The following is a 22,012-nucleotide window of genomic DNA, read 5'->3' on the forward strand; positions in this document are numbered from 1 at the left end:
AGCGCGTGCGGCCGGGAAGAGCGCCAAAAGACAGAATCAGCGGCTGGATGCGCGCTTTCACGCAAGAGAGGGGAGTGAACGCCGTCTTCTCGCTTCACTTGACAGGGAGCGCCCGGCACCCGCACCATCGGCGCGTGAACCTGTCAGACAGCCAGACAGGTGGGCCTGTGCCGCGGCGCGTCAGCGCGATGGAAGCGGTGCTCACCCACCTGCGGGACGCCATCGAGCGCGGTGAGTACGCCATCGGGGACAAGCTCCCCTCCGAGGCGGAGCTGTGCCGCACCCTGGCGGTCTCCCGGCCGGTCCTGCGCGAGGCCCTGCGGGCGCTGCAGACCATGGGCCTGACCGTCTCCAGGACCGGCAAGGGCACCTTCGTCGTCGCCAGTGCGGTGGAGGACCCCACCTTCGGCGACTATGCGGCCAGCGACCTGCTGGAGGTGCGCCGGCACATCGAGATCCCGGTCGCCGGCTACGCGGCGCGGCGCCGCACCCCCGAGGACCTGGACCAGCTGGTCCACCTGCTGGAGCGGATGGAGCAGGAGACCGACACCACCTCATGGGTCGCGCTGGACACCCTCTTCCACCTCTCCGTCGCCCAGGCCGCCCGGAACCCGGTGTTCCGCCGGGTCATCGAGGAGATCCGCGACGCGCTGGCCCGCCAGTCGGCCTTCCTGAACGAGCTCGGCGGCCGGCGCGAGCAGTCCAACCGGGAGCACCGCGCCATCGTCGAGGCCCTCACCGGCGGCAGCGAGCAGGACGCGGTGGCCGCGATGTCCCACCACCTCGACCGCGTCGAGACCACCCTCACCGACATCATGCGCGCCGCGCGCCCCGACGAGCGCACCGACGGCGGAACCGAGGCGTGAGCAGACCCGCCGGCCGCACCCCCAGCCGGGCCGGCACATGAACCCCGCGCAGGCCCACGACACCCACCCACCAGTGATGCAGGCAGTGATGTACAGCAGTTCGCCCGCGGCGGCACCCCTCGTCCGCGACCCCCTCCACGCCCCCGTCGCCCACCTCGTCCGCGGCGGCGTGACCGAGGGCATCCACTACGGCTCCGTCGTCGTCCTCGACGCCGACGGCCGGGCCGGCTTCCAGCTCGGCGACATCGAGGCGGCCTTCTACCCGCGCTCGGCCCTCAAGCCCGTCCAGGCCGTGGCCATGGTGCGGGCCGGCCTCCCGCTCGACGGTGACCTGCTCTCGCTCGCCGCCGCCAGCCACTCCGGCGAGGAACGCCACCTGGCCGGCGCCCGGCGGATCCTCGAACTGGCCGGGCTGGCCGAGGACGACCTGCGCAACGTCCCCGACCTGCCGTTCGACCCGGTGGTCCGGGACACCTGGGTGCGCGAGGGCCGCAGGCCCTCCCGGCTCGCCCAGAACTGCTCCGGCAAGCACGCCGCCATGCTCTACACCTGCGAGCTCAACGGCTGGTCCCCGGACGACTACCTGGACCCGGCCCACCCCCTCCAGCAGGCCGTCGCCGAGACCGTGGAGGACCTCACCGGCCAGCGGATCGCACAGGTCACGGTCGACGGCTGCGGCGCGCCCCTGTTCGCCGTCTCCCTGCACGGCCTCGCCCGCGCCCTCGCCCGTATCACCACCGCCGCCCCCGGCACCCCCGAGGCCCGCGTGGCCGACGCGATGCGCGAGCACGCCGAGATGGCCTCCGGCTCCGGCCGGGACGTGGCCGCGCTGATGCGGGCCGTGCCCGGACTGCTCGCCAAGGACGGCTTCGAGGGCGTCCAGGTCGCCGCGCTGCCGGACGGCAGGGCCGTCGCCGTGAAGATCGCCGACGGTGCGAACCGGGCCCGGATCCCGGTCGCCGCGGCTGCCCTCGTCCGGGCCGGCGTCGACGCGGAGCTGCTCACCGAGTTCGCGGGTGAGCAGCTGCTGGGTGGCGGCGTCCCGGTCGGCCGGGTCCGCCCGGTCCGCGCGCTGGAGCCACTGACCGAGCCGGCCTGCGCCTGATCACACCCGCACCCCTCCTCTCCGGGCTCTGTCGCCACGTCCCTGTCCGCCCGTCCTCCGGGCGGACGAGGGGAAGGGGACGACGAGACCTCGTACTTCCGAAAGAGGCCGCATCCTCATGACCGCCGTCACCCGAAGCGAACACGACCTGCTCGGCGACCGGGACGTTCCCGCCGAGGCGTACTGGGGCATCCACACCCTGCGCGCCACGGAGAACTTTCCCGTCACCGGAACGCCGATCTCCGCCTATCCGCACCTGATCGACGCCCTGGCCGCCGTCAAGGAGGCCGCCGCCCTCGCCAACGAGGAGCTCGGCCTGCTGGATCCGGGCAAGGCCGCCGCCGTCGTCGCCGCCTGCCGGGAGATCCGCTCCGGCAAGCTGCACGACCAGTTCGTGGTCGACGTGATCCAGGGCGGCGCCGGCACCTCCACCAACATGAACGCCAACGAGGTCGTCGCCAACCGCGCCCTGGAACTGCTGGGTCACGCCAAGGGCGAGTACCGGCACCTGCACCCCAACGAGGACGTCAACCTCGGCCAGTCCACCAACGACGTCTACCCGACCGCCGTCAAGATCGCGACCGTGTTCGCGGTGCGCGGGCTGCTCAAGGCGATGGCCGTGCTCCAGGACGCCTTCGCCCGCAAGGCCGTCGAGTTCCGCGACGTACTGAAGATGGGCCGCACCCAGCTGCAGGACGCGGTGCCGATGACGCTCGGCCAGGAGTTCTCCGCGTACGCCGTCATGCTCGACGAGGACCGCAGCCGCCTCGCGGAGGCCGTCGAGCTGATCCACGAGATCAACCTCGGCGCCACCGCGATCGGCACCGGCCTCAACGCGCCCGCCGGATACGCCGAGTCCGCCCGCCGCCACCTGTCCGACATCACCGGACTGCCTCTGGTCACCGCGGCCAACCTGGTCGAGGCCACCCAGGACTGCGGCGCGTTCGTCCAGATGTCCGGTGTGCTCAAGCGGATCGCGGTCAAGCTCTCCAAGAGCTGCAACGACCTGCGGCTGCTCTCCTCCGGGCCGCGCGCCGGCCTCGGCGAGATCAACCTGCCGCCGGTGCAGGCCGGATCGTCCATCATGCCCGGCAAGGTCAACCCGGTGATCCCCGAGGTCGTCAACCAGGTCGCCTTCGAGGTGATCGGCAACGACGTCACCATCACCATGGCCGCCGAGGCCGGACAGCTCCAGCTCAACGCGTTCGAGCCGATCATCCTGCACTCCCTGTCGGAGAGCATCACCCACCTGCGGGCCGCCTGCCTGACGCTCGCCGAGCGCTGCGTCGACGGCATCACCGCCAACACCGAGGCGCTGCGCGCCACCGTCGAGAACTCCATCGGCCTGGTGACCGCCCTCAACCCGCACATCGGCTACACCGCCGCCACCGACATCGCCAAGGAGGCCCTCGCCACCGGCCGCGGGGTGGCCGAACTCGTTCTGGAGAAGGGCCTGCTGCCGGCCGAGCGGCTGGCGGACCTGCTGCGGCCGGAGGTCGTGGCGGGCAGCGGCGCACCTCTGGTCTGAGCCGCGGCGGCGCACCGGGACCGGCCGGAGGCACAATGGTGATCATGGCAGTTCCCCCGTCGTCCACCCCGGCCTTCCAGCCGGTCCTGGAGCGCATCGCCGAGGAGGTCGAGCACACGCCCGGCCGCGGGCGCCCCGCCGACTACATCCCGGCGCTCGCGGCCCGCGACCCGCGCGCCTTCGGCATGGCCGTCGCCGAACTGGACGGCACGGTGTACGGGGTGGGGGACTGGCGGGAGCCGTTCTCGGCGCAGTCCATCACGAAGGTGTTCACCCTCGCGCTCGACCTGGCCCGCGAGGGCGACGAGCTGTGGGAGCACGTGGGCCGCGAGCCCTCGGGCAACCCGTTCAACTCGCTGGTGCAGCTGGAGTACGAGAACGGCATCCCGCGCAACCCGTTCATCAACGCGGGCGCCCTGGTCGTCACCGACCGCCTCCAGACCCGTACCGGGGACGCGGCCGGCGAACTGCTCGCTCTGCTGCGTGCCGAGAGCGGCAACCCGGACCTCGACTTCGACGAGGAGGTCGCCGCCTCCGAGACCGCGCACGGCGACCGCAACGCCGCCCTCGCGCATTTCATGGCGTCCTACGGCAACATCGACAACCCGGTGCCGGTCCTGCTCGACCAGTACTTCCGCCAGTGCTCGATCGCGGCGTCCTGCGCCGACCTGGCCCTGGCCGCCACGTTCCTGGCCCGGCACGGCGTCCGCGCCGACGGCACCCGGCTGCTCAGCCGCAGCCAGGCCAAGCAGGTCAACGCGATCATGCTGACCTGCGGGACCTACGACGCGGCGGGCGACTTCGCCTACCGGGTCGGGCTGCCCGGCAAGAGCGGTGTGGGCGGCGGCATCATCGCGGTGGTCCCCGGCCGGTGCGCGCTGTGCGTGTGGAGTCCCGCTCTGGACGAGCGGGGCAACTCGGTGGCGGGCGTCGCCGCCCTGGACCGCTTCACGACGCTCACCGGCCTGTCGGTGTTCTGAGCCGGCTCAGCCGCGGGTGAGCGGCTTGCCCCTGCGTCGCAGGACGATCACCAGCGCACCCGCGCCCAGCCCGGCCCCGCCTGCGACCGCGCCCGTCGTGGGCCAGTCCCAGTCCGAGGCAGGCCTCGATGCCGCCGCGTGCAGCGCGCCCGCCGAGGGCGCCGCCTGCGCCGTGCGGGCCACCGGGCGCAGCGCGTCCAGGGAGCCCACCGGGTCGACGTGCCCGGAGGCGTCGAATCCCCAGTCGAGCAGTGCGCGCGCCTCCTCGTACACCGCCAGTCCGCCGCCCTGCTGAGGGTGCATCACCGTCACGAGGACGGTGCGCCCGTTCCGGTGGGCCGCGGCGACGAGGGTGTTTCCGGCGTTGGTGGTGTAGCCGTTCTTGATGCCGATCAGGCCGGGGTAGGGCTTCACACCGCTGGCGCCGGTCAGCAGCCGGTTGGTGTTGGCGATCTCGTAGGTCGCGCCGCCCAGTCCGGGGAAGGCGGCCTCGGCCGTGGAGCAGTAGCGCGCGAAGTCCGCGTTGCGCAGTCCGGCCCGCCCGAACACCGCCAGGTCGTACGCCGAGGACACCTGCCCGTCGGCGTCGTAGCCGTCGGGGGAGACGACATGGGTGTCCAGGGCGCCCAGTGTGCGGGCCTTGGCCTGCATCTGCCGGGCCGTGTGCTCCCAGCCGCCGTTCAGCGCGGCGAGCACGTGCACGGCGTCGTTGCCGGAGTTGAGGAACACCCCGCGCCACAGGTCGGCCACCTTGTAGGTGTTGCCCGCGACGACCCCCACCAGACTGCTGCCCTCGCCGATCCCCATCAGCTCGTCGCGGCTGACGGTGTGCCGGACGCCGCCGGGGAAGGCGGGCAGCACGGTCAGCGCGAACAGGGTCTTGAGGGTGCTGGCGGGCGGCAGTTTCACATGCGCGTTGTGCGCGGCGAGCACCTCGCCGGTGCCGGCGTCGGCGACCAGCCAGGACATCGCGGAGACGTCCGGTGTCTCGGGCGCCCCGTCGCGGAGCCGGACATGTGTGCCCTCGCGATTCAGCAGGGCCGGCTGGGGCATCGCCGTCTTCGGCTGCCCCTGGCCGCCCGGGTCCGCTCCGGACCCGCCCACCGCGGCCACCGGTGAGGCCAGCAGCAGCACGCCCGTCGCGCACAGTGCGCAGGCCGACAGGGTCACTCGAGGAGAAAAACCGATCGTCATACCGCAAAGCTAGGAACGAACCGGTGGAGGCGAGACCTTGCCGAGGGCCGAATGGGGACCACCGGCACCCGGATGTCCCAGCGCCCGCCGCCATTCGGGTCGGCGCGGGCACCTGGCCGATGGCACTAGCCACTCGGCAGCGTCGGCTGGACGCGGCGCACGAACGTGGCGTTGTCGGGTGTGTCGCGCAGTCGCTCGAGCAGGGTCTCCAGTCCGGTCCGCCCGTCGCGGTCCCGCAGCACCCGGCGCAGCCCGCGGGTCGCCGTCAACTCGGCCGGGGAGAGGAGGAGTTCCTCGCGGCGGGTGCCGGAGGCCTGGATGTCGACGGCCGGGAAGAGGCGGCGGGAGGCGAGTTCGCGGCTGAGCCTGAGCTCCAGGTTGCCGGTGCTCTTCAGCTCCTCGAAGAAGAGGTCGTCGGCGCGGGAGCCGGTCTCGACCAGCGCGGTGGCGAGGATGGTGAGCGAACCGCCCTCCTCGGCCAGGCGGGCCGCCCCGAACAGCCGCTTGGGGCCGTGCAGCGCGGCGGCGTCGACACCGCCGCTGAGGGTGCGGCCCCCCGCGGCGGCCGCGTTGTTGTGGGCCCGGCACAGCCGGGTCAGGGAGTCCAGGAGCACGACGACGTCCTCGCCGGCCTCCACGCACCGCTTGGCCCGCTCCACGACCAGTTCGGCGAGCGCGATGTGCTGCCCGGCTGTCCGGTCGAACGTCGAGGCGTAGACCTCGCCGCGCACGGAGCGCCGCATGTCGGTGACCTCCTCGGGGCGCTCGTCCAGCAGCACGACCATCAGCCGGCACTCGGGGTGGTTCCCGGCGACGGCGGCCGCGATCTGCTGGATCAGCACCGTCTTGCCGGTCCTGGGCGGCGCCACGATCAGTCCGCGCTGGCCCTTGCCCACGGGCGCGACCAGGTCCGCCACGCGCCCGGTGAGACCGGCCACCGGATGTTCCAGGCGCAGCCGCTCGCGCGGGTGCAGCGGGGTCAGGTCGGCGAAGCGGCGCCGGCCCCCCGGTTCGTCCGGGGCGCGCCCGCCCACGCGCACGATGCCGGTGACGGCGTGCCGGTCGCCGAGCACGCCCTCGACCAGATCGCCCCTGCGCAGTCCGTACCGGCGGACCAGGGCGGCGGGGACCTGGGGGTCGGCGGGGGAGGACAGGCAGTCCGCACCGCGCAGCCTGCCCTTCCCGCTCGCGTCGATGTCCAGGACACCGGTGACGGGCCGGGCGGCCGGTGACGGCCGGCGCTCCACCGGAGGGTGTTCGAGTGTGGTGGTCATGGGGATGGCGGTCCTTTCACGGACGGATGACACGTCAGGCGTGTTGGGGGAACAGGCGTGTGGGCGAAGGGAGAAGCCGCAGGGCGGAGGCTGCTCGGGGCAGGGTCCGCGGCGGCGGGAGAACACCACCTCGGTAGGCCGGACCCGCGAACGCGGGACACACACGACCGACCGGGTGGTGACAGAAGGCCGGTACACCGGACGCGCGATCTGAAGCGGCGGACGGATCGGCTGAAGGGCACGAAAGAATCGAGAACTCGCACCGGCGCCCGCAAGCGGGGCGTACACGCGTGCTGATCGGAATGTACCACGGACCTGTCCGTGGTGCCACGGGTCCGTCCTCACCCCGTCACCCGGCGTGCGCCGGTCTGCGACGGTCTAAGCTGACGCCGATGTTCAGCCCCGAAGGCCCCACGCTCCGCGAGCTCGCCGTGCAGGCGCTGTCCTCCGTCGAGCGGGGCTACGACCTGCTCGCGCCGAAGTTCGACCACACCCCGTTCCGGACCCCGGACGCGGTGCTGGACGCCGTCGGCGCGGTCCTGGACCTGACCGGGCCCTACGACGACGGACTCGACCTGTGCTGCGGCACGGGCGCCGGCCTCGACGTGCTGGCCCGCGTGTGCCGGAGGTCGGTCACCGGGGTCGACTTCAGCGCCGGGATGCTCACCGTCGCCCGGGAACGGCTCCCGGACGCCGGCCCCCGGGCCCGCCTCGTGCGCGCGGACGCCCGCTCCCTGCCCTTCGCCTCAGGCTTCGACCTCGTCGTCAGCTTCGGCGCGTTCGGCCACTTCCTCCCCGCCGAACTGCCCGGACTCTTCGGCGGCGTCCACGCGGCACTGCGGCCCGGCGGCCTGTTCGCGTTCCCGGTCCTCGCCCCGCCCCGACCGCGCTCGACCGCGTTCTGGATGCTGCTCGGCTTCGACGCGGTGATGCGGGTGCGCAACGCCGTGTGGCGGCCGCCGTTCGTCATGTACTACCGCGCCCTGCGCTTCGGGCAGGTGCGGCGGGAGCTGGAGCGCGCGGGCTTCCGGGTGGAGCTGTACGCGCTGCCCGGGTTCGGCCACCGCGCCGACGGCAGCCCCCGGGCCCGGATGATCGCCGCCCGCAGGCCGGCCCCGGCGGACCCTGACGGGCGGGGCGGCCGGGCCCGGAGACGGCGGGTCAGACCGCGGCCGGCAGGGTGAACTCGTAGACGAGGGCGTCCTGGCGGGCGTCCACGATCAGGTCGGTGATCTCCAGCGGGCGCGCGTACTGGTCGTGGACGCGCCGGGTCACCCGTACCGAGGCGCCGTTCCCGAGCCAGGTGATCGAGTCGCGGTGATGCAGGGTCAGGCCGGCCCGGCGCATCCAGTCGTAGGTCCGCCGCAGCTGTGCGGCGCCCGAGCCGTCGGCGCGGTCGCGGTAGCGGGCGAGCTCCTCGACCTCCGCCAGGGCCACGGCGGAGAAGGAGGTCACAGCCGTGCGCAGCCCGGTGCCGTCGGCCGCCGCGGACCGGTAGCGGTGCACCAGGGTCGGCCGGTGCGGGGCGAGGCCGAGCGCCACGGCGTGCTCCGCGGGGGGCGCCTCCCAGGCGACGGTGGCCCGGTCGAAGGCGTCCGGGTCGGCGGTGCGGGCGCCGACCGGGAAGGCCAGCGAGGAGGGGGCCTCGACCGGCAGTCCGGTCAGCGTGGCATGGCTGCCGCGCCGGTCGGTGGAGATCAGCCCGTCGCGGCGCAGCACCTCCAGCGCCTGCCGGACGGTCTCCCGGCTGACCCCGAAGTGCGCGGCCAACTGCCGTTCGCCCGGGAGTCGTTCACCGGGCGGGATGGTGCCGTCGCGCAGCTCTCCGACCAGTTCGCCGGCGACTCTCCAGTACAGCGGCCGTTCCTCGGTGGTTCCTTCCGTCGTCGGATGGGTCCGGGGGGTGGTGCGGGCCATGCCCCGCCTCCTGTTGATGACGTACCGTAGCCGCTCGGGCTCATTGCGCCACCAGATCTACCATTGGTCTAAACCAGTTCGGAAGTGCGGCCGGGCGGTTCGGCCGAAATCCGTCCATGATCCACCCCGGACCGCACCCCGGCGACCTGGACCGCCCGGCCCGGCGCCCGGCTCAGGCGTACGACCGCAGCCAGCGCAGCTTGGCCGCCTCCTGGTAGGGGCCGCCGCCCTCGTGGTCGTTGAAGTCGTACACCTCTATGGTCTTGTCCTCGTGTGCCCAGGCGTTGAACGCGGCGAAAACCGTCGACGGCGGGCAGGTCTGGTCCTCCAGTGCCGCCGAGAAGAGCGCCGGCGCACAGCCCCGGGCGGCGAAGTGGACGCCGTCGAAGTACGACAGGGTGCGCAGCGCCTCCTCGGTGCGCCCGCGGTGGGTCTTGAGGTACAGGCCGATCTCCCGGTACGGGTGGCGGTCGGTCAGCGCCGCCGCACGCGGGTAGTCGCACAGGAACGGCACGTCCGGAGCGATCGCGGCCAGATCCGGCACCAGACCGCCCACCGCGATCGTGATGCCGCCGCCCTGGCTCCCGCCGATCGCCACGGTCCGGGCCGCATCGGTCAGCGGGTGCGAGCGCGCCGCCTCGATCGCGCGCACCGCGTCGGTGAACACCCGGCGGTAGTAGTAGTTCTCCGGCGCGTCGATGCCGCGCGTCATGAAGCCGGGGTACGCCGGTGCGCCGCCCACCGGGTCGGCGGTGCCGCCTCCGCCGCCCCAGGCGCTGCCCTGCCCCCGTGTGTCCATCACGAAGTGCGCCCGGCCCGACGACGCCCACAGCAGGTGCTCGTGCGGCAGGCCGCGTCCGCCGCCGTAGCCGATGAACTCCACGACCAGCGGCAGCGGCCCGTCGACCCGGACGGGCAGCGTCAGCCAGCCCTTGACCGGGTGGCCGCCGAACCCGGCGAAGGTCACGTCGTACACCTTGACCGTGGTCAGTCCCGCGTCGACCAGGTCGAAGCGGGCGTCCAGATCGTGCTCGCGGGCCTCCTGGAGGGTCTTGGACCAGAAGGCGTCGAAGTCCTCCGGCTCGGTGGACTCGCTGCGGTACTCACGGAGTTCGTCGAGAGGAAGGTCGAACAGGGCCATCAACAACCGCCTTCGCACACAGAAAATACCGATAGGTGATCACACCGTACGGCGGTGGTCGGAGGACTCGCCAGGCCCTGTCCACGCAGTGACCGCCCGCGCGCGAGGGCCCGTGCGGGCCGATCGCCGCTGGTCAGAGCAACCGCGCGGACCGGTTTCGTTCGACGGGCCGGACGGCCCGGCGGAGCGGTACCCGGGCAGGCGGTCGGGTCACCTGTACGCGACCGGCCGTGTGGAAGCCCGGTGAGCGGGCCGCAGAGCCCGGCCCCCGTCAGCCGAAGCGCTCGATCCGGATACGGTCCACGGGCAGGCCCGCGGCGACGAGCAACCGCGAGGCGTGCTCCGCGAAGCCGTTGGACCCGCACACGTACGCCTCCCAGCCGCCCGCGGGCGGCCCCGCCACCAGCGGCGCCAGATGCGCGGCCGACAGCCGCCCCACCGGCACGCCCTCGGGTGCGTGGCGCGTGAACACCGGCGTGGTCTCCGGACCGAACTCCCGCGCGTAGATGAGCTCTTCGGGGTCGCGCGCGGACACCAGCAGCCGCAGCGGCACGGTCAGCCCCCGAGCCCGGCGGTGGCGCACCATCGACATCAGCGGCACGACGCCGGAGCCCGCGCCGAGCAGCAGCGCCGGCCGGTCGCCGGGCCAGGCGAAGAAGCCGCTCAGCGGGCCGCGCACCTCCACCCGGTCGCCGGGGCGGGCCACGGTGTGGAACCAGCCGGAGACCTCGCCGCCCTCGACGTGGTCCAGGGTCAGTTCGATGTGCCCGGAGTCGTCGGGCGCCGAGGCGATCGAGTAGTGGCGCTGCGCCGAGTAGCCGTCGGGCGCGGTCAGCCGCAGCTTCAGGTGCTGCCCGGGCAGGTGCCCCGGCCACGCCGGCACCGCCAGGCGGAAGGTCGCGGCGCGCGGGGTCTCCCGCCGGATCTCGGTGAGGGTCGCGGTCTGCCATCGGGCGGCCGCCTGCTCGCTCACGGCGATACGGCCGGGCACGGCGAACCGGGTCGGGGGCGCGAAGGTTTCAGTCACCGGAGTACCGCTGCTCCTCCCAGGGGTTGCCCCGGGCGTGGTAGCCGTTCTGCTCCCAGAAGCCCGGCTCGTCGTGGTCGAGGACGCGCAGGCCCGCGATCCACTTGGCGCTCTTCCAGAAGTACAGGTGCGGCACCAGCAGCCGCGCCGGACCGCCGTGCTCGGCGGGCAGCGGTGCGCCGTCGTACGCGAACGCGATCCAGGCGCGCCCGCCCCGCAGGTCCGCGAGCGGGAGGTTCGTGGTGTACCCGCTGTGCGAGTAGGCCACGGCGTGCGTGGCGCCGGCGACGGGCCGTACCGCGTCGAGGAACACGTCCAGCGACACGCCCTCGAACCGCACCCCGAACTTCGACCAGCCGGTCACGCAGTGGATGTCGCCCTCGTACGCGGACGCCGGCAGCTGCCGTGCCTGCTCCCAGTCCCAGCTGCGGGGCTCGGCGACCATGCCGTCGACGCGGAACGTCCAGTCCGAGGGCGCGATGCCGGGCGTGACCTCGGCGGACAGCACCGGCCAGTCGTCGGCGGCGTCGTACTGCCCGGGCGGCAGTCCGGGGTCGGCGACGCGCGGACGCCCGGTGAATCCTCGGGTGACGTTCATGGTGCTCCACCGTACGTGTTCGCCGGAGCGGCCCGGGACCGGCCCTGGGTCAGGGCAGTCCTAGATCCTGTCCTTCGGCGCCAGGGGCCACGCGTTGTAGCGGGTGAGATACGCCGCGAACCGCTGAAGGTCCTCCTCCGGCCAGTCCGCCAGCCGCTCCCGGAAGGCCGCCCGGCGGCTCTCGGTGACCTGGGCGAGGATCTCCCGGCCGGCGTCCGTCAGATGCAGCACCTGCACCCGGTGGTCCTCGGTGTCCAGGCGCCGCTCGATGAGGCCCACCCGCTCCAGAGCGGTCACCTGCCGGCTGACCGTGGACTTGTCCAGCGCGTAGTGCGCCGCCAGGTCGGTGGCGCGGCAGCCGCCCCGCTCCTCCAGATGCCCGAGCAGGGTGTAGGACACCAGCGACAGCTCGGGGTGCATGCGCCCCGCCGAGGCCCGGGCCCGGCGCGCGAAGACCGTCATCTCGCGGTGGATCGTCTCCACGGCCGTCTCGCCCTCGCGCTCGCTCTCGGCCGCTGTCACGGAACACCTCCCTGCCGCTCTGGTTGCATAGTACAACTGGCTGGTCGGGCCGTGGCCGCCGGCCGTCGCCGGGGGGAGAGCGAAGGAACCGTCGGCGCCCGCGGGTTGGGGTAGGGTGACCAGCGGTCGCGGACGGTCCCGACCGTGGGAAGCCGAGGGGGTGAGACCCATCATCGCTGTGTCAGCTCGGGTGCTCTCTCCGCACGACCGCGCGGGTCACCGCCGATAGGTGACCGGGGGAGCGTCCGTCGGCTCCCGAAAGGTCCCGGCTCTCCATGCCCGAACGTTCCACTCCGCGTTCTGCTTCTCCTTCCGTTCCGGCTCCGTCGTCTCCTTCCGCCGCCGGCGCCTTCCCGCCGGAGTCCCGTGCCGCGGTCGTCACCGCGCTGCGCACGGCCGGCTGTGTGTTCGCCGAGGACGAGGCGGAGCTGATCCTCGCGGCCGCCCGCACACCCGGCGAACTCACCGCACTGGTGGACCGGCGCGCGTCCGGGCTGCCGCTCGAACAGGTCCTCGGCTGGGCCGAGTTCCGCGGCCTGCGCGTGCTCGTGGAGCCGGGTGTCTTCGTGCCCCGGCGCCGTACCGAGTTCCTGGTCGAGCAGGCCGTCGCCCGGGCCCCGGACGCCCGCGTCGTCGTGGACCTGTGCTGCGGGTCCGGCGCGGTGGGCGCCGCGCTGGCCGCCGCGCTCGGCCCGGCCGAACTGCACGCCGCCGACATCGACCCGGCCGCGGTGCGCTGCGCCCGGCGCAACATCGGTCCCCTCGGCGGCCGGGTCCACCTAGGCGACCTGTTCCAGGCGCTGCCGGCCGGGCTGCGCGGCCGGGTCGACATCCTCGCCGCCAACGTCCCCTACGTCCCCACCGCCGAGGTCGGGCTCCTGCCGTCCGAGGCCCGGGACCACGAACCGCCGGTCGCCCTGGACGGCGGCGCCGACGGCCTCGACGTGCTGCGCCGTGTCACCGCCGGAGCCCCCGCCTGGCTCGCCCCCGGCGGCCGCCTCCTCGTCGAGACGAGCGAACGCCAGACCCCGGCCGCCGTGGAGGCCTTCACCAGGGCCGGCCTGACCCCGCGCCTGGCCGTGTCGCCGGAGCTCTACGCGAACGTGGTCATCGGCACGAAGCCATAAGGGGTGTCTCGCCGATCACGCCGGGCTCGCGGTGGCCGGCGCCGCACCTCGCCGCGTTGTCGTCGGTCACCGATGCTCCGCATCGACTCCCTCCTCCGCCCCGCGATGCTCCCCCACTGCCTGAACGGCGTGGGAGGTACCCCCACCGCCGGCCACCGGTCCCCGATCCGGCCTGATCGACGAGACACTGCCCAGGTGTCTGACCCGGCTCGTCGGAAACCCCGGTCCCGCCGTCAGGCGGTCGGGGCATCCGGCGGCGGGAGCGTCTGCGCGCGGGCCACCAGGAGGGCCACGTCGTCGTGGTTGTCCGGCTGGTGCAGCGTGCGCAGCAGCATGTCGCAGAGGTCCTCCAAGGGGCACCCCGGATCGCCGAGCAGCGTCAGCAGCGACTCCAGGCGCTGGTCCAGCGGATCCCGCCGGGTCTCCACGAGTCCGTCGGTGTACAGCACCAGCTGGTCGCCCGGCTCCAGATCGACGGTGGTGGTCGAGAACGCCACCCCGCCGACGCCCAGCGGCACCCCGGTGGGCAGGTCGAGCAGCTCCGGGGGCCGGCCCGGCCGGACCCGGGCCGGGGGCAGATGCCCGGCGTTGGCGATCCGGCACTGCCGCAGATGCGGGTCGTGGACGGCGTACAGGCAGGTGGCGATGGACTGGTCCAGGCCGTCGGTGATCCGGTCCAGGTGCTCCAGGAGCCGCGCGGGGTCCAGGTCGAGCGAGGCCAGGGCCTTGGTGGCGGTGCGCAGCCGGCCCATCGTGGCGGCGGCGCTGATGCCGCTGCCCATGACGTCCCCGACGACCAGCGCCGTCTTGTCGCCCTCCAGCGGGATCACGTCGAACCAGTCACCGCCCACCTCGATCGTGGCGCTCGCCGGCTGGTATCGGGAGGCGACCTCGAGCCCGCCCGTGACGGAGGGGTGGTGGGGCAGCAGGCTGCGCTGGAGGGTGAGGGCGGTGTCGCGGGCGTTCTGGTACCAGCGGGCGTTGTCGATCTGCACGGCCGCGCGCGCGGCCAGCTCCCGGGCGAGCAGGACGTCGTCCTCGCTGAACGGCTCGGGGTTCCGCGTGCGTTTGAGGTCCAGCGCGCCCAGCACCTCGCCGCGCGCGATCAGCGGCACGGCCAGATACGAGTGCACGCCCACGCGGCCCAGCAGGACGGCCGCCTCCGGGGACCGGGCGATGCGCGCCAGGTCCTCGTCCTTCACATGCCGCACCAGCGCCGGGCGTCCGGTGCGGACACACTGGGTGACCAGCCGCTCGGGGCCGTAACGGGCGATCTGGCCCGGCGGGTCGGCGGCCTCCAGGGCGTCGGCGGCATGCTCCGCCCGGACGGCCAGAGCCCGGATCACCGCCGGCTCGGTGGGGCCCAGGCTGCTGCGCCGGCCCCCGACGACCGCCTCCAGCAGGTCCACGGCCGCCACGTCCGCCAGCTCGGGAACGGCCACGTCCGCCAGCTCCCGGGCGGTCCGGTCCAGGTCCAGGGTGGTGCCGATCCGGGCCGAGGCGTCGGCGATCAGGGCCAGGCGCCGGCGCGCCGCCTCCGCCTCGATGCCGGCCCGGTACTGCTCGGTGATGTCCACGCTCGACACGGCCACGCCGAGCACCGTGCCGACGGCGTCCTCCAGCCGGTACAGCGAGACCGACCAGGCGTGGTCCTCCTCGGGATCGGCGGGTGTCCGGCCGACGGCGAAGACGTCGACGAGGGGTTGGCCGCTCTCCAGCACCCGCAGCGCCGCGGTCTGCAGCGTGGCGGCGTCCACCTGTGGCAGCACCTCGGCGATGGTCCGGCCGATGTGCGCCTCGGCCGGGAGCCCGTCCATGCGCTCCAGGGCCGGGTTGACCGAGACGTACCGCAGCCGGGTGTCCAGGACGGCGAGCCCGATCGGGGACTGCGAGACGATCCGCGCCGACAGCGCCACGTCCCGCTCCAGCCGGCGCACGGTCGTCTGGTCGGCGGCGAGCCCGAGCGCGTAGACGTCGCCGCGGTCGTCCAGCAGCCGCATGTTGCGGAACTCCACCAGGCGGGTGCTGCCGTCCTTGTGCCGTATGGGGAAGGCGCCCGCCCAGCCCTGGCCGGTCCGCAGGACGTCGGCGAACAGCTTGATCACCAGGTCCAGGTGCTCCTCGTGGACCATCAGCCGGCCGGCGAGCTGCCCGAGCGCCTCCTGCGCCGAGTAGCCGAAGAGTTCCTCCGCCTGGGGGCTCCACAGCACGATGCGCCCCTGGGCGTCGAGGACCACCGAGGCCACGCCCAGCACGTCGAGCAGCCCGCTCGGCCCCACCGGAGCGCCGAACGGCTCCTGGCCCTCGGCCGAGGCAGCCCCGGCTGCAGTCATCGCACGCACCGCCTTCGCCCGTCCACGCGGCCCGCCGTGCTCGGTGCCGACACCCCCTGTTGTACCGCGCCCACGCTCACCTCTCCGAGGGTCCGTCGCCTCTTTCCACCATCCCTCACCACCCGGGTGGTCGTCCCGCCGAGTCGCCCGTAAGGGCCGACGGGGCCGCACGCTGCGCGGTGTCCGAGATGTCCCGCGCGGATGAGGTCCGTGACGGGGAACGCCGCCGATGGTGCTCCGCCGGTGGTGCTCTGCCGGGAGGTGGTGCTTTGCTGAGGGGTGGGGGTGGAGCGCGGTTTCGGGGGAACCCTGTGCGGCAGTCGCAGGAAGCCTGTGCGGCAGTCGCAGCGCGGCCACGAGAGGAGCGATCACGATGGTCAGTGAGCCCGAGCACCCCGAATCCGTCTCGGTGGAGCTGAGCGGATGCAGCAAGGAAGACGCCCGGACCGTGTTCGACGCCCTGCGCGCCTGCTTCTCGTCCGACCGGCGCGCGGACGACGTGCCCCGCGACTACCACGAGGTACGCCCGACGGTGTGGCTCGGCACCTTCGACGTCGCCGAGCCCCGCGGGACATGCGATCCCGCGCACCTCGGGGCGTCCGTCACGGCCGACGCGCAGGGCGGCTACTGGGCGATCGACCGGTTCCGCACGACCCTGGACTCCCTGTTCACCGTCCAGGACCTGTGCACGGCGTCCGGCGACCAGGAACGCGAGCTGCACGTACGCCTGGAGAGTCGCTGATCCGGGCCGCGGCCGTCCGAATCCGGGACGGCGGCGGTCGTACGGCCACCGGAGTGAACCGTCCGCCGGTGGCCGAGCCCGCACCCCGGTTGTGCAACTAGTTGCATAAACGCCTCGGCGTCCTCTACAAATGCGGTGACGACACCGCGCACGGAGGGCCCGATGAGCCGTTACCCGCACCTGCTGAGCCCGCTCGATCTGGGCTTCACCACCCTGCCCAACCGCGTCCTGATGGGCTCCATGCACATCGGCCTGGAGGAGGCCGAGCGCGGCTTCGAGCGGATGGCGGAGTTCTATGCCGCCCGGGCGCGCGGCGGAGTGGGCCTCATCGTCACCGGCGGCATCGCCCCCAACGACGAGGGCCGGCCGTACGAGGGCGGCGCGAAGCTGACCACGGACGAGGAGGCCGGGCAGCACCGGGTCGTCACCGACGCCGTGCACCGCGAGGGCGGCCGGATCGCGTTGCAGATCCTGCACTTCGGCCGCTACGCCTACCACCACGACCTGGTCGCACCGAGCCCGCTCCAGGCACCCATCAGCCCCTTCGCCCCCCGCGAGCTCACCGACGCCGACATCGAGCGGACCATCGACGACTACGCCCGCACCGCCCGACTCGCCCGGCAGGCGGGCTACGACGGCGTCGAGATCATGGGCTCCGAGGGCTACCTGATCAACGAGTTCGTCGCGGCCCCGACCAACCACCGCACCGACCGCTGGGGCGGCTCCTACGACAACCGCATGCGCTTCCCGGTCGAGATCGTCCGCCGGGTGCGCGAGGCGGTCGGCGAGGACTTCATCATCGTCTACCGGCTGTCCATGCTGGACCTGGTGCCCGGCGGCTCCTCCCTGGAGGAGGTGATCACGCTCGCCAAGGCCGTCGAGGCGGCAGGCGCGACCATCATCAACACGGGCATCGGCTGGCACGAGGCCCGCATCCCCACCATAGCCACCTCCGTGCCGCGCGGCGCCTACACCTGGGTGACGAAGAAGCTGATGGGCGCGGTCTCGGTCCCGCTCGTCACCACCAACCGCATCAACACTCCGGAACTCGCCGAGCAGCTGCTCGCCGAGGGCCGCGCCGACATGGTCTCCATGGCCCGCCCGATGCTCGCCGACCCCGACTTCGTGGCCAAGGCCGCCGCCGGCCGGCCGGAGGCCATCAACACCTGCATCGGCTGCAACCAGGCCTGCCTCGACCACACCTTCAGCGGGCAGATCACCTCCTGCCTGGTCAATCCGCGCGCCTGCCACGAGACCGAGCTGGTGCTCTCGCCCACCCGACGGCGCAAGCGTGTCGCCGTCGTCGGCGCCGGTCCCGCCGGGCTGGCCTGCGCGGTGAGCGCCGCCGAACGCGGCCACGACGTCACGCTCTTCGACGCCGCGCACGAGATCGGCGGCCAGCTGAACGTCGCCCGCAAGGTCCCCGGCAAGCAGGAGTTCGACGAGACCCTGCGCTACTTCCGCCACCAGCTCGACGCGCACGGTGTGGACGTACGCCTCAATACCTGGGTCAGCGCCGGCGACCTCACCGACCACGACGAGGTGGTCGTCGCCACCGGGGTCACCCCGCGCACCCCGGAGATCCCCGGCGTGGACCATCCGCGCGTCCTCGGCTACCTCGACGTGCTGCGCGACGGCGCCCCCGTCGGCGACCGGGTGGCGATCCTGGGTGCGGGCGGCATCGGATTCGACGTCGCCGAGTTCCTGACCGACGGCGGCGACAGGATGAGCGAGGACCCCGCCGCGTACTTCCGTGCCTGGGGCGTCGACACCGACTACCGCGCCCCCGGCGGCCTCGCCGCGCCCGAGCGGCCCGCCCCGCCGCGCACCGTCCACCTGCTCCAGCGCAAGACCAGCAAGGTCGGTGCGGGCCTCGGCAAGACGACCGGCTGGATCCACCGCACCGAGCTCAAGCACCGCGGCGTCACCATGCTCCCGGGCGTGCGCTACGACGGGATCGACGACAGCGGGCTGCACATCACCGTCGACGGCGCGAGCACCGTCCTGGAGGTGGACACCGTCGTGCTGTGCACCGGACAGGAGCCGCGGCGCGACCTGTACGACGAGCTGGTCGCCGCCGGACGCCGCGCCCACCTCATCGGTGGCGCGGACGTGGCCGCCGAACTGGACGCCAAGCGCGCGATCAAGCAGGGCACGGAGGTGGCGGCGGCCCTGTAGGGGCGCGCCGGGGCAGGGCCGGCCCGTCCCTAGGATGACCCCATGTCACTCCCGCACGCGATGCTCACCGCCCTGCTCGAGAAGCCGTCGTCGGGGCTCGAGCTGACGCGCCGCTTCGACAAGTCGATCGGCTACTTCTGGTCGGCCACGCATCAGCAGATCTACCGGGAGCTGGGGAAGCTGGAGGCGGACGGCCTGATCCGCGCCCTGCCGGCGGACCAGCCGGCCCGGGGGCAGCGCAAGAGCTACGAGGTACTGCCGGCGGGCCGGGCCGAACTGGCCCGCTGGACGGCGGCTTCCCAGGAGCCCAAGCCGCTGCGCGACGCCCTGCTGCTGCGGCTGCGCGCGGCGGCCGTGGTCGGCACGGCGGGGCTCGAGGACGATCTCAGGCGCCACCTTCAGCTGCACGAGCGGCAGTTGGCGGAGTACCAGGAGATCGAGAAGCGCGACTTCCCGCCCGGGAAGGACAGCCCCCAGGACCGGTTGCAGCACCTGGTCCTGCGGGCCGGGATCGACCTGGAGACCTTCTGGACCGGGTGGCTCAGGCACGCGCTGGAGGAGTTCGCCGAACTGCCGGGCACGGATCCGGCCTGAGACGACCGCGTCGCCCCGCGTCGCCCCGCGTCGACCGTGTCCCCTCCCGGCCTCCGGCGGCCCGCCGCTCACAGCGGGTACGGCTTCGAACGGCGGCGCAGCACCCACCCGGTGGCGATCATCGCGGCCCCGACCAGCGCCCCGCCCATGGCGAGCACCATGGTGCCGTCGGCCTCGACACGGCTGCTCGGACGGTCCAGCAGACCGCGCGACGGCGTGGAGGCGGCGGGGGCGGAGGAGGTCGCCGGCTTCGAGGGGGCGGAGACGACGACGGACTGGGTGCCCGCCGTCATGTCGTCGGCGCACACCACGATCACGGTGTACGTGCCCGGGCGCACGTCCCGCCAGACCGCCGACTGGCCGGCGGTCGTCCCGGCGAGCGCCGCCCGGCGTCCTTCGGCGAAGCCGGTCTCGCCGGCGCTGAGCAGCGAGGCCGTGCCCCACGCGCCGTTGACCGGGGTGCACGAGCTGGTGCTCACCGTCACCGTGGAGCCGCTGGTGCTCGCGGAGATCCCCGGCCCGGCCACAGCCGTTCCGGCGGCGATCTGGAACGTGAGGGCGGCGGCCGCGGCGACGGGCCACGGGCCGCCGCGCAGGAGGGATCGATCGCGCATGGACTCTCCTCCGGCGGCACGGTCGGCGGACCGTCCCGAGTACCGCCGCGGACGAAGAGGTGCCCGTGCCGCCTCCGAGGCAGCCCATCCCCCGTGACGGCCCGCCGCACGCGTACCCCACCCACGCGGCCGACGGCCGAACGGCCGAGCGAGTCGAGAGGGCCTAGGAGTGTCGCCGGCCGGTGGTCACCGTGCGGGTGGGCGAGAAGCCGCCCCAGGTGCCGTCGGGGAGTTTGGCGCGGATGCGCACCCGGTGGCTGATCCCGGCGTCGCGGCCCAGGTAGAAGCTGTACGACGCCTTCTCGCGCGGTGCGGTGCCGCCCCGGACGAGGGAGGTGGCCGGGCGTCCGTCCAGCACTATCTGATACTCCGTCACCACGCCGTCCGTGCGCGGCGGGACCCAGGCCAGGTCGAGGTAGCAGGCGCCGTCCGTGCGGTGCGTGCCGGCGCGGAAGGAGGTGGGCGCGGTGCCCCGGCCGTCGTCGGAGCCCGGCGCGGTGGTGAGCCGCACGGGGGCGCTCGCGGGGGAGAGGTTGTCGGCGGCGTCGCGGGCCCGGACGGTGAAGGAGTAGCGGGTGCGCGGCCGCAGCCCGGTGACCACGGTCGCCGTCTGGCTCCCGCCCACGCTGTGGATCTTCGTGGTCCCCTGGTAGATGTCGTAGGAGGCCACGCCCCGGTCGTCCGTCGAGGCGGACCAGGACAACTGCACGGCCCGGCTGCCCGCCACCCGGCCCCGAGGGGCGAGCGGGCGGGTGGGGGCCGAGTGGTCCGCCGCGACCGCGGCGGGTGTCCTCGCCCGCACCTCCCGGCTGCGCGGCCCCAGCCTGCCGCGGTTGTCCCGCGCCCGCACGGTGAAGACGTAGGTCGTCGCGGGGCTGAGCCGGGGGACGTCCACCATGTGCTCGGACGCCGGTACGTCCTTGACCTTCGTGGTGCCGCGATACACCTGGTAGCCGCGGATGCCCGACGTGGAGGTGACCGCGTTCCACATGACGTGCACGCTGGTCGCACTGCCGGCCGTGGCGGTCACTCCGGTCGGTGCCCCGGGGCCGTCGCCCTCCCCGTCGTCCGCGGCGCTCCGGCCGCAGGCCGCGAGCAGTACCAGCGCACCGCACACGGCCACGACAGGCCCGGGAACACGGCCAGGGCGGGAAACGAGGTCGGGAACGCGTCGCACGAGGTCTGCCTCCCGGTCAACTGCGGTGCGCACGGCCGGGACACCGCTCGATCCAATGGTCCGGACCAATATGCCGCGTCGGCCGGAGGGCATCAAGGGGGGCGTCGTTGCCGCCGTTCCCGGGGAGTTACGTATGCTGAAACCTCACCCCGGCCGAACTGCCCGGAGCAGAAGGGGAGTTCGTGCCGTGGGCGCGGACCGCTGTCGTCGCTGATACCGCGCCGGTGCGGGCGACCGGGGGCCGGGCCGGCGCGGCCTCGGCCCCCGGCCGTCCGGCAAGTGCTGCGGGCGACGCCCCGTCCGGTCACCTCACGTGGGCGCACGATGAATTCACCCCATTTCAGAATGAATGTCAGTCCGTGTCCCCGAGGAGAGGGTTCCGCATGGTGCGTGTCCAGTCGCTGACGCTCGTCGCGGCGAGCGCCGCCCTGCTGGCTCCGACGACACCGCCCACCGCCACCGTGCCGCACCGCCGACCTGCTGGCAAGGCACGCGGCTGCGCGCCGGTCTCCCGCGGCCGCTACCGTCCCGACGCCGGCCGGCCCGCCACCATCCCGGTATGCGGCCTGCGCGGAGCCGTCTTCTGGAAGTCCGACATGGACATCGACCGCGACGGGCGGCCCACCCGCCGCTGCAGCCGCCGCACCGACCCGGGGTTCTCGCCCGCCGCGGCCTGCGCGCAGTCCGACGGCCGCCGTCCGGACGCCGAGCGCCTGCCCTGCATCGTCCTGCCCGCCCCCAGCCGTGTCGGGAACCACCGTGCCCACGGCCTGGGCGGCGGCTCGGTCGCGGCCGTCGTCCACCGGGGCCGGGTGCGTTACGCGGCCGTCGGCGACACCGGCCACCGGGACATCATCGGCGAGGCCTCCTACCCCACCGCCCGGCGGCTCGGCATCCCCGCCGACCCGCGCGCCGGCGGCACCCGCTCGGGCGTGACCTGCATCGTCTTCGAGCACTCCAAGGCGAAGCACATCGAGAACCACGCCGCCGCCGTGGCGGAGGGCGAACGCCTGGCCCGGAAACTGGTGCACGGCGACAGCCCACGCCCCCGATGACCGGCGCACGCGCCCGGGCCAGCCGCCCTTCGCACTCGCC

Annotated in this window: 20 protein-coding genes; 10 read left to right on the forward strand and 10 right to left on the reverse strand. The window is 73.6% G+C overall.

Annotated elements, in window-relative coordinates:
- Positions 1–134: 134 nt before the first annotated feature.
- From R2S09_RS26620 to R2S09_RS26635, 4 genes are all read left to right on the forward strand, one after another.
- Complete coding sequence (locus R2S09_RS26620) at positions 135–866, forward strand: FadR/GntR family transcriptional regulator (protein WP_306187692.1); 732 nt, start codon at positions 135–137, stop codon at positions 864–866.
- An 88-nt stretch (positions 867–954) separates the two neighbouring features.
- A complete protein-coding gene (locus R2S09_RS26625; RefSeq protein WP_316743709.1) occupies positions 955–1,971 on the forward strand; it encodes an asparaginase in 1,017 nt (338 codons plus the stop codon).
- Between the two features lie 118 nt (positions 1,972–2,089).
- Entirely contained in the window at positions 2,090–3,499 is a 1,410-nt protein-coding gene (gene aspA / locus R2S09_RS26630) for an aspartate ammonia-lyase (protein ID WP_306187690.1), read from the forward strand.
- 35 nt (positions 3,500–3,534) lie between these two features.
- A complete protein-coding gene (locus R2S09_RS26635; RefSeq protein ID WP_306187687.1) occupies positions 3,535–4,479 on the forward strand; it encodes a glutaminase in 945 nt (314 codons plus the stop codon).
- 6 nt (positions 4,480–4,485) lie between these two features.
- On the opposite strand, the gene R2S09_RS26640 is transcribed toward R2S09_RS26635, so the two are convergent.
- Positions 4,486–5,673, reverse strand: coding sequence for a serine hydrolase (locus tag R2S09_RS26640; protein ID WP_316743682.1), 1,188 nt, complete (start codon positions 5,671–5,673; stop codon positions 4,486–4,488).
- Positions 5,674–5,798: 125 nt separating this feature from the next.
- Positions 5,799–6,947 (reverse strand): transcription termination factor Rho, encoded by a 1,149-nt coding sequence (gene rho / locus R2S09_RS26645; protein WP_306187685.1) that lies wholly within the window; start codon positions 6,945–6,947, stop codon positions 5,799–5,801.
- A 392-nt stretch (positions 6,948–7,339) separates the two neighbouring features.
- On the opposite strand from rho, the gene R2S09_RS26650 reads away from it, so the two are divergent.
- On the forward strand, positions 7,340–8,131 hold the full coding sequence (locus R2S09_RS26650; protein WP_316743683.1) for a class I SAM-dependent methyltransferase: 792 nt from the start codon (positions 7,340–7,342) through the stop codon (positions 8,129–8,131).
- Here R2S09_RS26650 and R2S09_RS26655 read toward each other — a convergent pair.
- The 5 genes from R2S09_RS26655 to R2S09_RS26675 all read right to left on the reverse strand — a co-directional run bounded on the left by R2S09_RS26655 (position 8,109) and on the right by R2S09_RS26675 (position 12,092).
- Positions 8,109–8,864: a GntR family transcriptional regulator gene (locus R2S09_RS26655; RefSeq protein ID WP_316743685.1), complete on the reverse strand. Its 756-nt coding sequence runs from the start codon at positions 8,862–8,864 to the stop codon at positions 8,109–8,111. The two genes, R2S09_RS26650 and R2S09_RS26655, sit on opposite strands and share 23 nt — an antisense overlap.
- Before the next feature lie 172 nt (positions 8,865–9,036).
- A complete protein-coding gene (locus tag R2S09_RS26660) occupies positions 9,037–10,005 on the reverse strand; it encodes an acetylxylan esterase (RefSeq protein ID WP_316743686.1) in 969 nt (322 codons plus the stop codon).
- 271 nt (positions 10,006–10,276) lie between these two features.
- Positions 10,277–11,032: a ferredoxin reductase gene (locus R2S09_RS26665; RefSeq protein ID WP_306187678.1), complete on the reverse strand. Its 756-nt coding sequence runs from the start codon at positions 11,030–11,032 to the stop codon at positions 10,277–10,279.
- Positions 11,025–11,630 carry a sulfite oxidase-like oxidoreductase gene (locus tag R2S09_RS26670; RefSeq protein ID WP_316743688.1) on the reverse strand — a complete coding sequence of 202 codons (606 nt, stop codon included), beginning with the start codon at positions 11,628–11,630 and terminating at the stop codon, positions 11,025–11,027. The genes R2S09_RS26665 and R2S09_RS26670 overlap by 8 nt, the downstream gene beginning before the upstream one ends.
- 60 nt (positions 11,631–11,690) lie before the next feature.
- Positions 11,691–12,092, reverse strand: a complete 402-nt coding sequence (locus tag R2S09_RS26675) for a MarR family winged helix-turn-helix transcriptional regulator (RefSeq protein ID WP_316743711.1) — start codon at positions 12,090–12,092, stop codon at positions 11,691–11,693.
- A 335-nt stretch (positions 12,093–12,427) separates the two neighbouring features.
- Between R2S09_RS26675 and R2S09_RS26680 the strand changes: the two genes are divergently transcribed.
- A complete protein-coding gene (locus tag R2S09_RS26680) occupies positions 12,428–13,279 on the forward strand; it encodes a putative protein N(5)-glutamine methyltransferase (protein WP_316743689.1) in 852 nt (283 codons plus the stop codon).
- Positions 13,280–13,512: 233 nt separating this feature from the next.
- On the opposite strand, the gene R2S09_RS26685 is transcribed toward R2S09_RS26680, so the two are convergent.
- Complete coding sequence (locus R2S09_RS26685) at positions 13,513–15,612, reverse strand: SpoIIE family protein phosphatase (RefSeq protein WP_306187673.1); 2,100 nt, start codon at positions 15,610–15,612, stop codon at positions 13,513–13,515.
- Between the two features lie 373 nt (positions 15,613–15,985).
- On the opposite strand from R2S09_RS26685, the gene R2S09_RS26690 reads away from it, so the two are divergent.
- From R2S09_RS26690 to R2S09_RS26700, 3 genes are all read left to right on the forward strand, one after another.
- A complete protein-coding gene (locus tag R2S09_RS26690; RefSeq protein ID WP_306187671.1) occupies positions 15,986–16,354 on the forward strand; it encodes a hypothetical protein in 369 nt (122 codons plus the stop codon).
- A gap of 162 nt (positions 16,355–16,516) precedes the next feature.
- Positions 16,517–18,532, forward strand: coding sequence for an NADPH-dependent 2,4-dienoyl-CoA reductase (locus tag R2S09_RS26695; protein ID WP_316743690.1), 2,016 nt, complete (start codon positions 16,517–16,519; stop codon positions 18,530–18,532).
- Between the two features lie 42 nt (positions 18,533–18,574).
- The gene (locus tag R2S09_RS26700; RefSeq protein ID WP_306187669.1) at positions 18,575–19,126 is read left to right on the forward strand and encodes a PadR family transcriptional regulator; all 552 of its coding nucleotides are present in this window, start codon (positions 18,575–18,577) and stop codon (positions 19,124–19,126) included.
- A gap of 68 nt (positions 19,127–19,194) precedes the next feature.
- On the opposite strand, the gene R2S09_RS26705 is transcribed toward R2S09_RS26700, so the two are convergent.
- On the reverse strand, positions 19,195–19,740 hold the full coding sequence (locus tag R2S09_RS26705; protein ID WP_316743692.1) for a hypothetical protein: 546 nt from the start codon (positions 19,738–19,740) through the stop codon (positions 19,195–19,197).
- A 163-nt stretch (positions 19,741–19,903) separates the two neighbouring features.
- Entirely contained in the window at positions 19,904–20,857 is a 954-nt protein-coding gene (locus tag R2S09_RS26710) for a fibronectin type III domain-containing protein (RefSeq protein WP_316743713.1), read from the reverse strand.
- 446 nt (positions 20,858–21,303) lie between these two features.
- Between R2S09_RS26710 and R2S09_RS26715 the strand changes: the two genes are divergently transcribed.
- Positions 21,304–21,972, forward strand: coding sequence for a glycoside hydrolase family 75 protein (locus R2S09_RS26715; RefSeq protein WP_316743714.1), 669 nt, complete (start codon positions 21,304–21,306; stop codon positions 21,970–21,972).
- Positions 21,973–22,012: the final 40 nt, after the last annotated feature.

It is taken from the genome of Streptomyces sp. MK7 (assembly GCF_032658145.1).
Lineage (GTDB): Bacteria > Actinomycetota > Actinomycetes > Streptomycetales > Streptomycetaceae > Streptomyces > Streptomyces spiralis.

What these genes read in the sequence shown, in the direction of transcription:
- R2S09_RS26625 (WP_316743709.1), top strand. Translation starts at nt 955, where the DNA reads ATGTACAGCAGTTCGCCCGCGGCGGCACCCCTCGTCCGCGACCCCCTC.
- aspA (WP_306187690.1), top strand. Translation starts at nt 2,090, where the DNA reads ATGACCGCCGTCACCCGAAGCGAACACGACCTGCTCGGCGACCGGGAC.
- R2S09_RS26635 (WP_306187687.1), top strand. Translation starts at nt 3,535, where the DNA reads ATGGTGATCATGGCAGTTCCCCCGTCGTCCACCCCGGCCTTCCAGCCG.
- R2S09_RS26640 (WP_316743682.1), bottom strand. Translation starts at nt 5,673, where the DNA reads ATGACGATCGGTTTTTCTCCTCGAGTGACCCTGTCGGCCTGCGCACTG.
- rho (WP_306187685.1), bottom strand. Translation starts at nt 6,947, where the DNA reads ATGACCACCACACTCGAACACCCTCCGGTGGAGCGCCGGCCGTCACCG.
- R2S09_RS26650 (WP_316743683.1), top strand. Translation starts at nt 7,340, where the DNA reads ATGTTCAGCCCCGAAGGCCCCACGCTCCGCGAGCTCGCCGTGCAGGCG.
- R2S09_RS26655 (WP_316743685.1), bottom strand. Translation starts at nt 8,864, where the DNA reads ATGGCCCGCACCACCCCCCGGACCCATCCGACGACGGAAGGAACCACC.
- R2S09_RS26660 (WP_316743686.1), bottom strand. Translation starts at nt 10,005, where the DNA reads ATGGCCCTGTTCGACCTTCCTCTCGACGAACTCCGTGAGTACCGCAGC.
- R2S09_RS26670 (WP_316743688.1), bottom strand. Translation starts at nt 11,630, where the DNA reads ATGAACGTCACCCGAGGATTCACCGGGCGTCCGCGCGTCGCCGACCCC.
- R2S09_RS26675 (WP_316743711.1), bottom strand. Translation starts at nt 12,092, where the DNA reads ATGACGGTCTTCGCGCGCCGGGCCCGGGCCTCGGCGGGGCGCATGCAC.
- R2S09_RS26680 (WP_316743689.1), top strand. Translation starts at nt 12,428, where the DNA reads ATGCCCGAACGTTCCACTCCGCGTTCTGCTTCTCCTTCCGTTCCGGCT.
- R2S09_RS26685 (WP_306187673.1), bottom strand. Translation starts at nt 15,612, where the DNA reads ATGACTGCAGCCGGGGCTGCCTCGGCCGAGGGCCAGGAGCCGTTCGGC.
- R2S09_RS26690 (WP_306187671.1), top strand. Translation starts at nt 15,986, where the DNA reads ATGGTCAGTGAGCCCGAGCACCCCGAATCCGTCTCGGTGGAGCTGAGC.
- R2S09_RS26695 (WP_316743690.1), top strand. Translation starts at nt 16,517, where the DNA reads ATGAGCCGTTACCCGCACCTGCTGAGCCCGCTCGATCTGGGCTTCACC.
- R2S09_RS26700 (WP_306187669.1), top strand. Translation starts at nt 18,575, where the DNA reads ATGTCACTCCCGCACGCGATGCTCACCGCCCTGCTCGAGAAGCCGTCG.
- R2S09_RS26705 (WP_316743692.1), bottom strand. Translation starts at nt 19,740, where the DNA reads ATGCGCGATCGATCCCTCCTGCGCGGCGGCCCGTGGCCCGTCGCCGCG.